A 12,155-nucleotide genomic window follows, 5' to 3' on the forward strand; every position below is an offset into this window, starting at 1 on the left:
GGCCCGGTAACGTCCGACACTGACCACGCAGAGAGCATGAATACCCGAATCGCCATCAAGCACTCGATCCAGCAGCGTTTCGACCGCAAGGTCGGATTGTCCACCCATTGGCTGCGGCTGCGCCCCGCGCCGCACACCCGCAGCGTGATCGAGGCCTATTCGCTCAAGGTGCAGACGGAACCGCATTTTCTCAACTGGCTGCGCGACCCCTACGAAAACCATCTTGCCCGCCTGGACCTGCCCGAGCCTGTGACGGACCTGCGCCTTGAGGTGGAAGTGCTGGCGGAACTGCCCCAACTCAACCCCTTCGATTTTCTGGTGGAACCCCATGCCGCCAGCTTTCCGATCACCTACCCCGAGCAGTTGGTGAAGGAGCTGAAACCCTATCTGTGGGTCGGCAAACCCGGCCCCCGCCTGAGCCAATGGTTCGACGCCCTGGACATCGAGCCCGGCTACATCGTGGAACGCCTGGGGGACATCAATCTCAGGTTCTACAACCAACTGCCCGCCTTCGGCACCCTGCAACCGGGTGCCGTGGACCCCGAGGTGGTGCTGGCGCGGGGTGGCGGCTCGGCCTGGGAAGTGGCCTGGATCGCGACCCTGACCCTGCGCAAGCTTGGCCTTGCAGCCCGCTTCACCTCCGGTTATCACGTGGCGCTGGCGCCCGGCGAAGGCGGCTACGACATGGCCCGGCTGCACGCCTGGACCGAGGTCTATCTGCCCGGCGCGGGCTGGGTCGGCCTGGATCCGGCCGGCGGCGTCTTCGCGGCCGAAGGCCATATCCCCCTGGCTTCGGCCCCGGAGTATCTCAGGACCCTCCCGGTCATGGGCTATTTTGAACATTGCCAGGTGGAAAGCGAGGAATCCGCCAGCGTGCGCCGGCTCTCCCCCGCGGCCACGGCCTGGCCCTTCTCCGAAACCCAGTGGACGGATATCCGCGCCCTGGGTCAAAAGGTGGACGCCGACATCAAAGCACAGGGCATCGATCTCAACCTGGGCCAAAGCCTGTCCTTTGTCTCCGCCTACAACCCGTCCGCGCCGGAATGGACCAGCACCGCGCTGGGACCCGACAAGACGCGGGCCGCCGAGGAATTGCTGCTGCGCCTGAAAAAGCGCCTCGCCCCTGGCGGCTTGCTGCATCTAGGTCAGAGTGAATGGATGGGCGGCGAGCCTCTGCCCCGCTGGCGGCTCAGCGCCTTTTTCCGCGGCGACGGCTTTCCGATCTGGCGCGACGAGGCTTTGATCGGCCGCCGACAATCCGCGTTCAAGCTCAACCGCGAAGACGCCGCCCGCTTCGCGGAAGTGCTGGCCACCAGCCTCGGCCTGGCCAAACACTTCGTCACACCGGCTTATGAGGACGGACTGCATCAATTCTGGCTGCATCGACCCAGCCTGGGCGGCACCCCGGAACCCGAGGATTTGCGCGACCCGGAACGCCGTCGCGCACTGGCGGCGCAGTTGACCGGTGATCACAGCGAGCCGGCCGGGTATGTGCTGCCGCTGCGCTGGGATCCCGTCACCGATGCCTGGTCTAGCGGAACCTGGTCATTCCGGCGCGGCCGGCTGGTGCTCGTGCCCGGCGACTCCGCGCTGGGCTATCGCCTGCCCCTGGAGAGCCTACCCGTGGGGGATGCGGCGGCCGCCGACATGGAGCCCGAACGTTGCCAGTTCGACGAGCGGCCCTTGCTGCCGCGGGATTTCGGCGAACTCAACGCGCGCTTTGTGAGCGTTAGTCCGGCTTCGGCCGAACTGGAAACCGCGGACCCCGCCCGCACCGAAGCGCGCCCGCCCAGAACCGCCCTGTCCGTGCAGGTGCGCCACGGGCAGCTGTATGTGTTCATGCCGCCACTGTCCCATCTGGAGCATTACCTGGCGCTGGTCGCCGCCATCGAATCCAGCGCGACGCAGGTGGGTATCTCCGTCATGCTGGAAGGCTACGAACCGCCGGAAGACCACCGGCTGTGGCGCCTGACCCTGGAGCCGGACGCCGGCTGCCTGAAATTGTGCCTGCCCGAGGTGGCGTCCTGCGCCGCACAGATCGAACTGCTGGGGGCCGCATTCACCGAAGCGGCGAACGCGGGCCTGCGCGCCGAGCGCATCATGAGCGACGGCAAGAGCCTGCCACCCGGCGGCCGCGCCGACATCCGCCTGGGCGGCACCGTGCCGGCCAAAAGCCCCTTCTTCAAACGTCCGGAACTGCTGCGCTCGCTCATCGTCTACTGGCAGCGCCATCCCAGCCTGTCGTATCTGTTCGCGGGCCGTTCCATTGGTCCCGGGGGCACGGCACCCCGACCCGACGAGGGCCGTGACGATGCCCTGTACGAGTTGAGCATCGCCCTAGAGCGCATCCCCAAGGGCGAGTGCCCAACGCCCTGGACGCCGGACCGGCTGTTGCGCCATCTGCTCGCCGACCCGGCCGGGGACATGCGCCGCGCCGAGATTCGGGTCGACCAACTCTACCCGCCCGATCGCTCCAGCCTACGTCTGGGCCGCACCATCCTGCGCGCCTTCGAGACACCGCCGCACCCGCGGCTTGCGGCGCTTCAGGGTCTGCTGGTCAAGGGCTTGCTGGCCCGCTTCGCCCTGAGTCCGTACCCGGAACAGCTGCAAGAGTGGGGCTCGGCACTGCACGACCGCTTTATGCTGCCGGCCGTGCTGTGGGCGGACCTCCTCGATGTGCTGAATGATCTGAACGCCGCGGGCCTGGCCTTCCAGCCCGACTGGTTCCAGCCGCTCCTGGAACTGCGTTTCCCCGTAATCGGGAAAGTGACCATGGGTGACATTTCGCTGGAACTTCGCGAGGCGCATGAGCCTTGGCCGGTGCTGGCGGAGGAAACCACCGCAACCGGGACAGCCCGCTTCGTGGACTCGGCCAACGAAAAGGTGCAGGTCCGCTGCAGCGGCGTCACGCCCTCTCGTCACGCCCTGATTTGCAACGGTTACCGCGTTCCGCTCAGGTCCACCGCGATCCAGAGCGAGATGGTCGCCGGAATTCGCTTCAAAGCCAGCGACCCCGTATCGACCCTGCACCCGACCCGATTCGCCGTGGCGGCCCTGGAACTGGATCTGGTAGACACCTGGACCGGCCACGTCATCGGTGGATGCACCTATACGCCCCCACGCCCTCAATTGTTCGGCGCGATCACAGCCCCGCCACGCAGCAGCGAGAGTGGGGAAGACATTCCGCCACCCCCTCCGCACGCGGCCCCCGTGCTGATGCCGCCCTTCAGTTCCGGCGGAACCTTCCTCGGCAAAAGCGGCGGCGGCGTCCGCGCGGCCATTCCTGCGGTGCAAACGGATGAACGCTACCCCTATCTCCTGGATCTGGTAAGGCTTTAAACCTACGCGGCGCCCTCTTTCTCATGGGCGCGCCAGGTGTGACCGCACCGGTTACGAACGGAACGGAGCTTTGTGAGATAATCCCGAAGCTTTGTCATCCATTCCGAACATTGTGGAGGTAGTTTTTCCCATGCTGAAAGAAAATCCCAGGCTTCTGGTCAAGGCGTTCGTTCCGGTCGCGTTGTCTGCGCTCATCCTGCTGGCAGCGGGCTGCGGCGGCAAGGACGATTCCACCCCGGCTTCGTCGGCATCCTCATCCAGCACGAGTGCCCCATCGAAAGGGGGCGACTCCCATACGGTCAGCACCGCGGAACACGAGGCATTTGAAAAGAAGTACGTGGAGATGTGCATCAAGTCCCAGCAGAGCAGCGCCAACACGCAGTTGTCCAGCGATCAGGAACTGGGCAAGGTCTGCGGATGCATGGCGAAGGATGTCTCGAAGCGCCTGAGCAAGGCTGAAGTGGTTCACTTCCTGGACAAGAAGGAGTTCCCCTTCGAGCTGGTCATGATGACCGACGCCGCCGCGAACCACTGCCTTTCTCAGAAGTAAGCCGCACCAGCCCGTCGGCAGGCCTCATTCTGTCGGGCCTGTCGGTCGCGCGACCCGACATTGCGACGAGGGCCCACCCGACGCGGCTAGCGGAGGAATCCGCAGCCGCTATCGCCAAAACGCGGACGGTACCGCCCCGCGCTATCGCGCGAAGTGCACTTTCTGACCCAAACGGTCGGGCGTCACCAGCACGACTCCGCCAGCACTCACAAAAAACCGCTTCCGGTCCTGTTCGACGTCTTCGCCCACCACGGTACCCGGTGGCACCCTGCACCCTCTGTCAATGATGGCTTTCTTGATGCGGCAGCCCTCTCCGATCGTCACTTCCGGCAGGATCACCGAGTAATCAACACTGGCAGCATCCTGTATTTGCACATTGCGGAACAGCACCGAGTTTCTCACCTCGCCGCCAGTGACGATGCATCCGCCAGCCACCATGGAATCCTCGACCACGCTGCGCTTTCCGCTGGGACCGGTTTCGAATTTGCCCGGGGGCGTCTGTGCCAGATACGTCCAGATCAACCACTCCGGATCGAAGATGTTGAGTTCCGAATTGGGTCGGACCAGTTCGATGTTGCTTTCCCAATAGGCGTCTACGGTTCCCACGTCCCGCCAGTAGGCCTGGGACCCGGAGGAGGGATCGCGGAATGGGTACGCCTGTACGCGGCAGTTCTCGATCAGATCCGGGATGATGTCCTTGCCGAAATCGTGGGAGGAAGCCCCGTTGTCCGCATCCTTGATCAGTTGCTCGTAGAGGAATTCGCTATTGAAGATATAAATGCCCATGGACACCAGGGCCTGATCCGGGTGGTTGGGCATGGCTGGCGGATCGTCCGGTTTCTCGACGAAGGCGCGCACGCGCTGGCCGTTGTCGACCTCCATCACGCCGAAGGCCGTGGCCTCGTCCAGGGAAACCTGCATGCAGCCGATGGTAAGATCGGCTTCCTTTTCGACGTGATAGGCCAGCATGAGGCCGTAATCCATCTTGTAGATATGATCCCCGGCGAGGATCAGCACATATTTCGCGTCCCGCTGCCGGAAGATGTCCAGATTCTGGTAGACCGCGTCCGCCGTGCCCTCGTACCAGGTCTCCTGCATACGCTGCTGTGCCGGAAGAATGTCGATGAACTCATCCAACTCAGGGCGAAAAAAACTCCAGCCACGCTGCAGATGCCGGATCAATGAATCCGCCTTGTACTGGGTGAGGACGCCAATCTTGCGAATGCCTGAATTCAGGCAGTTGGACAAGGGGAAGTCAATGATGCGGAACTTGCCGCCGAAAGGAACGGCCGGCTTTGCCCGCCATTCGGTTAGGTCGTGCAGGCGGCTGCCACGCCCGCCAGCGAGGATCAGCGCCAGCGTTTGTTTCGTGAGTCGGCTGACGAAACGCGGATTTTGATTGATTTCACTCATGACTGGAGCCCTTCCGAGATCTTATTTTTGTTTGCCTTCTGGCACCTTCGGCGCGCGCGGAAGACCATCGCTTCCGCCGCTTGATGCTGGTTGCACAGACGATGTTACACCCAATTGCATCCGATGCACCTGCGTGCATACCAAGGTCAACGGCAAACTGCGCCAACTAGCCTCCCCGGGCCTTGATGAAGCAGGACAGTTCATGTGCTTCCAACACGGCCAAAACACCCCACTTGACGCCGCATCGAGCCATGGGCAGCATTGTCCGGGAACTGCAAGCGTCTGCGGCGGTGATTCGGATCTTGATCCGCTACCCGCGCCCCGTCTCCCGCCAGAGACCGCTTGCTGTGGCAGCGCCCGCCGCATGACCGGATCGTTTGAAAACCGTTACCCCAAACACGAGTCACCCATGAAGATTGACTGTGAGCAACTGCCTGGAGATGTCTGCAAACTCGTTCTGGCGGGACGCATGGACCTGCCGGGAACCGAGGCGATAGAGACCGAATTCTCCAAGCTGGCAGGACCGCCGCAGAGCCGGGTCCTGGTCGACCTGTCCGGCGTCAATTTTGTCACTTCCTATGGCATCCGCATGCTGCTCTTCAATGCCAAGGGCGTTCACCGCCGCGGGGGCCGGATGGTCCTGCTGAACCCCGATCCGAATGTCACGCGTATCCTGGAGGTTGCTGGCATAGACAGCCTCATCCCGATCCGGGCGAATCTTACTGACGCCCTTGAACACCTGGATAGTCCGGGTGAACCTTTTGACGAGGACTCCTGAGGCCACGGTTCATAGCGCTCACTAGCCGCTTGCGTGAGGCATGCGTCAGTGCAAGCTCAGGACATCCGGATCTGCAATGAGGCAACGGAACTGCGCCGCGTGAGCCAGTGGCTGGGCGAGCTCTGCGCTGACTGGGGCCTGCCGCCACCCCTGCTCTTCGATCTCGACGTATGCGCGCAGGAAGTGGTGACCAACATCATTGACCACGCATACAGCGACAGGGGACTTCACCACATCGATCTGTCATGTTCCGTCGATGACGGCTTCGTCGAACTCGTCATCGAGGACAACGGCAAGCCCTTCGATCCGCTACAGCACCCACCCGCGGACAGCGGAGTCAGCCTGGAAGACGTCAAAATCGGTGGCCTGGGCGTCCAACTTGTTCGCCGCCTCCTGAGTGACTGTTCTTACGCAAGGCGAGGCGGGCACAATGTGCTTACGCTCCGCCTCGCGACTCCGCCCGCGCCAACCGGGGAGTCCAGCCCATGAGCACGCCGCGAACCGCCGGGCAGGGCTATCTACGAATCCGCCGCCCCCACCATGACTTCTAAGCGCAATTCCGTCTTCAGGCGCGCACAGGATCGGCGGGGCCAGCAAACCCCGCCCGAGCGGGAGGCAGGCGATCCCTTGCACGAAAGACGCTGCCAGGCCGAGCGTCGGAGCGAAAATCGCATCGAGCGCTTTGGGCTTCTGGCGGGCGTGTCCTCCGAACGACTGGATGACCTGCTCGGGCACTGCCCGGTGCTGGAATTGGCGCCGGGTGAGACCTTGCTTGAAACAGGGCAGGAAAATCACGCGGTCTATCTCCTGCTCTCCGGAGGCCTGAAGGTACACCTGGATGAATCCAATACGGACGATTGCCTGCCTATCGCCCCCGGCGAATTTGTCGGCGAACTGTCCATCATCGACGGTGACCCGGTTTCGGCCTGCGTCATAGCCGAGCGGCCCAGCCGTCTGCTGGTCATCGCCGAGGAGGAGTTCTGGGAAGGGCTGATGCCGATTCCCGCTGTGGCCCGCAATTTCCTGGCCGCCCTGTCCCAGAAGATGCGGACGGCCAGCCGCGTCATCGTCGAGCGCCTGCAACAGCAAATGGCGTATCGCCACATGTTGAAGGAACTGCAGATCGCGCGCGGCATTCAGGAAAGCATGCTGCCCAGCAGGTTCCCCCTGTTCCCGGAACGGAAGGAAGTGGATATCTTTGCGGCCATGCACGCGGCCAAGGAAGTGGGCGGGGATTTTTACGACGCGTTCTTCATCACGCCCCGCCAACTCTTCCTGTGTATCGGCGACGTCTCGGGCAAAGGCATTTCGGCCGCGCTCTTCATGGTGCGCTGCCTCACCCAGATCCGGACCGAAACCCGTTACGAGCATGCACCGCACGACATACTGCGGCGCATCAATAGGGCCTTGTGCGAGAACAACGAATCGGCCATGTTCGTTACCGTGTTCTGCGCCATTCTCGACATCGCCACCGGCGAGTTGGTCTATTCCAACGGTGGGCACAACGCCCCGCTCACCAGCAGCCAGGGCCAGTTTGATTTCATTCCCATGCCGCGCGGCGTGCTGATCGGGGTGCACCCCGATGCGCGCTTCAACTGCCTGAGCCGGACGCTGCAGCCTGGACAGGCCCTGCTGGCCTACACCGATGGCGTGACCGAAGCACTGAACGACAGCGACGAGCTTTTCGGTGACGACCGTCTGCGCGCGATCCTATCGCAGCAAAGGCACGCCGACGCGCAAGGCCTGGTCGATGCGGTGCGCCGAGGAGTTAATGAGTTCATACAGGCGACCCCCCAGTCCGATGACATTACGCTCATCGCCCTGCGCTACCTCGGCTGAATCATCGGCACCGCTCCCGACAGCGTGCAAACAAAGAGCCGATGCATCCACTCAAGCGCACCTGCACGAGATCGTCGTGCCTAGGTGCGCCGTTAAGGTTTCGTTCATGTAACCGAGGTTAAAAAGGAACCATGATCCGGGGCGCGCCGCTGGCCTGCGCGGATCGTGGCGCCACCGGACAGCCGGCCGCTGTCGCATAAACTTAAGCTCATTTAAGCCGAAATTAAGTCAGACTGCCGAATAATCAGGACGAACGCGCGAGTCGCCTCCTGTGTTCCGCACACACTCGGCTAACAACGAAGGAAAGCCAACATGAACAGCGTCTACGTGAACCTCTATCCCACCGCGCATGCAGCCCTGAGCCTGCCTGCCAAGCTGCGTGCCAAGGGCGTGGAAATCGAGTGCCTGAAGGGAGCCGCCCCGGACGACGGGGAAGCAGACACCCAGCAGAGCAAGTACCGCATCGACTGCCCCGAGCAGGAATCCGGCGCCGTGGTCCGCTGGCTGGATGAATCGGGCCAGAGCCTGATGTACTGGGTCGTGAAGCCCGTGGGTGCCGATGCCATGCAGGTGCTCGACGCCGGCGAATTCAACTGGGTCGATGTGAACCATGCGATCCGCCTGTTCGATTCGAGACACCTGCTCCAGTTCTGGTTCGAGGATTATCTGGACACCAGACTCGCGGCCTAGGCCTTCATCAGCCGCTGCCTGCTTTGCAGCGGCGGCTGCCGCGGAACGGGGCCAGGGTGCCGTCGTCCGCTAAAGACACCACCCGCCTGATCGTGTCCCTGCGCTGCCGGCTTCCCCGAAGCCTGCAATTTCGCCGGTCATGCTAGCTAGAACCCCCGGTGGTCTGCCTTCGGCGCGGACCACGGAACTCTTTTTTCTTCCAAAGGTTCTCATGAGCTTGATAAGATTGGGCTTCGATCCCCAATTCCGGAGACGCGCCTTCGATCCGAAGGATCGGCTTCGCGTTACTTTACTTCCACAAGAACATGAGGGCGGTTTCCGTTATGAGTGCACTTCCAAAAGCTTGCGAACAATGCCGATGCGACCGCGTCACCATCGGCGACGCGTATTATGAGGTCTCCCCGTGGCGTCGCTACTTCGGCACCCTGTTGATCTACGTGCCCTTGTTCGTGTCCGTACCATTCGTCATCCTGGGCAGCTTCGTCATCAGCGCGCACTTGCGCCTGCTGGGCGCCCGGAACCTCAAGACTTTCTGGGATTTCGTGCCGGGCTGGTCGACCCACCGCTACTCCAAACTGTCGGACCAGATCACCTTCAAGATGGACCCGACCGCACCGTGGACGAATTCGAAGTTGTTCTGGATGTTCAACTGCAACTACTACTGCCCGCTGAGCGTGGCACTCTATGAGTACAACACCTACCTGGTAAAGATGGTTGAGAACTTCTGGTGCCCGTTCTTCCACGAGCGCAAGGAAGACTATGCCGATGCGGCCATCGACAAATCGTATTGGCACATTCTTCCCGAGAACGTCGCGCAGCTTCATCCGGAAGACCGCGACTGCAAGATATGGAACGGCGAGGCGGAGGGCTGATTGGCCAGCGCCCGGATCAACGGGCGGGCAATGGCAGCTTCAGGGGCAAGGTAACGATCTGCGGGTAGCCGTCCAGTTCCAGGGTCAACCTCACGCTGCGTGCGCCGCGCGCTTCATCCCGAGCCGGAAAGAACAAGACGCCGTAGGCCATTTCTCCGGGCTGTATCCGTTGGTTGCGCAGCGCCTTGTGCGAAAGGTCGCTGCGCACCTTGTTCTCAAGCCCATACACCGCATCCGTGCCGCCGGTGAGCGCGCCCAGGCTGGCGCCGGCGATGGCGCCCTGGGCTACGGGCGTCGCGATTCCCCGACTCAATACCACCGCCAGCGCGAAGCTGCCGATGGCGCCCGCCGTTCCCAGCAGGGCTGCGGAGGTGGCAGCATCGCCGGTGATCGTGCCCAGTTCGACCGCCTTGGCGGCCCGGTTGTACGCCTGCTCTGCGGTCAGAATGGGCCAGGCCTGCCCATCCATATCGATCAGGAAGGTCTGCTGCGGGTTGACCTTGACCACGGTCGCACTCTGATTGTCCACGCCAATCCGCACGGGCAGCAGTCCGGCCCCCACGATGTCGAAGCCGAAGGCCGTTTCGGCCTGGTCGGCATCGGTATAGGCGCTGGCGGTCACCTTCACACCTTGCACGTCGATATGATCGCCGGAGGTCACCGGCATGGGGATAGGCGCGACCTGGCCTTCCCGGTGAGCGCAGGAACTCGCCAGGACCAGGGCCGTCACTGCAGCCAGGATCCGCTTGGAAAGCTCGCGATGTCCGGCCGGGGGATGCGCGTGTTTCATGTTCGAGAATGCCCGCGTGTGATGGATGCTCGCCCGCCGCGTCCGCTGGCCGGCCTCGGCTTCAAGTATAATGTGCTTCCCTGATAAACCAACGCGGCATACAGCATCATGTCCGACCCCATCATCCAGGAGCAGCCCCCGCAAACGGCTGGCCTGAGCGCCACCCAAGAAGCCTGGCGCGGACTGCAACAGTTCATCGCGCGCCAGGTGATCGGCCAGGAAAGGCTGATCGAACGCATGCTGATCGCACTGCTGGCGGACGGCCATATCCTGGTGGAAGGTGCGCCGGGGCTGGCCAAAACGCGGGCCATCAACGTGCTGGGACGCGGTGTGGAAGGCAATTTCCAGCGCATCCAGTTCACCCCGGACCTGCTGCCCGCCGACCTCACCGGAACCGAGATCTATCGCCCCCAGGATGGCTCCTTTCATTTCCAGGAAGGACCGCTTTTCCACAACCTCATCCTGGCGGACGAAATCAACCGCTCGCCGGCCAAGGTGCAGTCGGCCCTGCTCGAGGCCATGGCCGAACGGCAGATTACGGTGGGCCGCAAGACCTATCCGCTGCCGGACCTGTTCATGGTCATGGCCACGCAGAATCCCATCGAGCAGGAAGGCACCTACCCCTTGCCGGAAGCCCAGTTGGACCGCTTCCTCCTGTATGTCCGCATCGGCTATCCGGAAGCCGCCCATGAGCGCGAGATACTGCGGCTGGTGCGGGGCGAAGCCCGCGCGGCCCGGGGCAGCTCGGGGGAAACCGGCACGTTCGACCCGCTCCCGCAGAGGGTGCTGTTTGCAGGCCGTAGCGAAGTGTTGGACATCTACATGGCCGAGCCGCTGGAGGAGTACCTGCTGCAACTGGTCCTGGCCACCCGCAATCCCGGCGCCTACGGCCAGGAAATGGCGCGCTGGCTGCAATACGGCGCGAGCCCGCGCGCGACCATCGCCTTGGACCGCTGTTCCCGCGCCAAGGCCTGGTTGGCCGGTCGCGACTATGTGACGCCCGACGATATTCAGGCCATCGCCTATGATGTGCTGCGCCACCGCCTCATACTGTCCTATGAAGCCGAAGCCGAGGGCATCACCACGGACCAATGTATCCGTGAACTGATCAGGCGCGTGGCCGTGCCGTGAGCCGGACTTGCAATCGTCCCACTTTCTATGACACTAATAAGCAATTTTTAGCGCGACGCCTCACTGAAGGTTCAAACGACACATGCAGGACTATCAGCACGAATTCATCGAATACGCCGTCGCATGCGGGGTCCTGCGTTTTGGTTCGTTCACGCTGAAATCGGGCCGCACCAGTCCCTATTTCTTCAACACCGGGCTATTCGACACCGGCGCGCGGCTCGGCCGGCTGGGTGAGTTCTACGCCCGTGCGCTGATCCACCGCGGCCTTCGCGCCGACGTGCTCTATGGCCCGGCCTACAAGGGCATTCCCCTGGTGTGCACGACGGCCATCGCGCTCGCCCGCCAAACGGGGGAGGACGTTCCGTTCGCCTTCAACCGCAAGGAGGCCAAGGATCACGGCGAAGGCGGCCACCTGGTCGGGTCGGCCCTGTTGGGATCGGTGCTGATCCTGGATGACGTGATAACGGCCGGCACCTCGGTCAGGGAATCCGTTGCCATCATCGAAAGCGCCGGCGCCAGGCCCTGCGGCGTGCTCATCAGCCTGGACCGTCAGGAAACGGGACCGGACGGGCGATCCGCCGTCGAGGACGTGCGAGAGCGCTTTGGCATCGACGTGTATTCCATCGTCACCGTCAGCGACGTGATCGAGTACCTCCGCGGCCGGGGACAATCCCGCGAGCTGGACGCCATTCAGGCCTATCGGGCGGAATTCGGCGCGGTCGCAGCGTGCTGAAGGCAACGCGACGATCGCTG

11 protein-coding genes are annotated in these 12,155 nt (G+C 63.0%); 9 read left to right on the forward strand and 2 right to left on the reverse strand.

Annotation, left to right across the window (positions count from 1 at the left end):
• The first annotated feature begins 36 nt into the window (after nt 1-36).
• Together EK23_RS03325 and EK23_RS03330 are read left to right on the forward strand one after the other, a co-directional pair.
• Nucleotides 37-3,339 (forward strand): transglutaminase family protein, encoded by a 3,303-nt coding sequence (locus tag EK23_RS03325; protein WP_045223781.1) that lies wholly within the window; start codon nt 37-39, stop codon nt 3,337-3,339.
• A gap of 130 nt (nt 3,340-3,469) precedes the next feature.
• The gene (locus EK23_RS03330; protein ID WP_045223991.1) at nt 3,470-3,889 is read left to right on the forward strand and encodes a hypothetical protein; all 420 of its coding nucleotides are present in this window, start codon (nt 3,470-3,472) and stop codon (nt 3,887-3,889) included.
• A 141-nt stretch (nt 3,890-4,030) separates the two neighbouring features.
• Here EK23_RS03330 and glgC read toward each other — a convergent pair whose 3' ends face one another.
• Complete coding sequence (gene glgC / locus EK23_RS03335; RefSeq protein ID WP_045223782.1) at nt 4,031-5,302, reverse strand: glucose-1-phosphate adenylyltransferase; 1,272 nt, start codon at nt 5,300-5,302, stop codon at nt 4,031-4,033.
• Between the two features lie 409 nt (nt 5,303-5,711).
• On the opposite strand from glgC, the gene EK23_RS23595 reads away from it, so the two are divergent.
• The 5 genes from EK23_RS23595 to EK23_RS03360 all read left to right on the forward strand — a co-directional run bounded on the left by EK23_RS23595 (nt 5,712) and on the right by EK23_RS03360 (nt 9,481).
• Complete coding sequence (locus tag EK23_RS23595) at nt 5,712-6,080, forward strand: STAS domain-containing protein (RefSeq protein WP_045223783.1); 369 nt, start codon at nt 5,712-5,714, stop codon at nt 6,078-6,080.
• Between the two features lie 48 nt (nt 6,081-6,128).
• Nucleotides 6,129-6,569 (forward strand): ATP-binding protein, encoded by a 441-nt coding sequence (locus EK23_RS03345; protein ID WP_052807878.1) that lies wholly within the window; start codon nt 6,129-6,131, stop codon nt 6,567-6,569.
• Nucleotides 6,570-6,620: 51 nt separating this feature from the next.
• Nucleotides 6,621-7,919, forward strand: coding sequence for a PP2C family protein-serine/threonine phosphatase (locus tag EK23_RS21455; RefSeq protein ID WP_052807879.1), 1,299 nt, complete (start codon nt 6,621-6,623; stop codon nt 7,917-7,919).
• Nucleotides 7,920-8,231: 312 nt separating this feature from the next.
• On the forward strand, nt 8,232-8,609 hold the full coding sequence (locus EK23_RS03355; RefSeq protein ID WP_045223784.1) for a hypothetical protein: 378 nt from the start codon (nt 8,232-8,234) through the stop codon (nt 8,607-8,609).
• Nucleotides 8,610-8,932: 323 nt separating this feature from the next.
• Nucleotides 8,933-9,481: a hypothetical protein gene (locus tag EK23_RS03360; RefSeq protein WP_052807880.1), complete on the forward strand. Its 549-nt coding sequence runs from the start codon at nt 8,933-8,935 to the stop codon at nt 9,479-9,481.
• Between the two features lie 16 nt (nt 9,482-9,497).
• Here the strand turns inward: EK23_RS03360 and EK23_RS03365 are convergent, their stop codons facing one another.
• Nucleotides 9,498-10,271 (reverse strand): hypothetical protein, encoded by a 774-nt coding sequence (locus EK23_RS03365; RefSeq protein ID WP_052807881.1) that lies wholly within the window; start codon nt 10,269-10,271, stop codon nt 9,498-9,500.
• A 108-nt stretch (nt 10,272-10,379) separates the two neighbouring features.
• Between EK23_RS03365 and EK23_RS03370 the strand changes: the two genes are divergently transcribed.
• Together EK23_RS03370 and pyrE are read left to right on the forward strand one after the other, a co-directional pair.
• A complete protein-coding gene (locus tag EK23_RS03370; RefSeq protein WP_045223786.1) occupies nt 10,380-11,402 on the forward strand; it encodes an AAA family ATPase in 1,023 nt (340 codons plus the stop codon).
• A gap of 82 nt (nt 11,403-11,484) precedes the next feature.
• Entirely contained in the window at nt 11,485-12,135 is a 651-nt protein-coding gene (pyrE, locus tag EK23_RS03375; RefSeq protein WP_045223787.1) for an orotate phosphoribosyltransferase, read from the forward strand.
• The last annotated feature ends 20 nt before the right edge of the window (nt 12,136-12,155 follow it).

This window comes from Methyloterricola oryzae (assembly GCF_000934725.1).
Classification (GTDB): Bacteria; Pseudomonadota; Gammaproteobacteria; order Methylococcales; family Methylococcaceae; genus Methyloterricola; species Methyloterricola oryzae.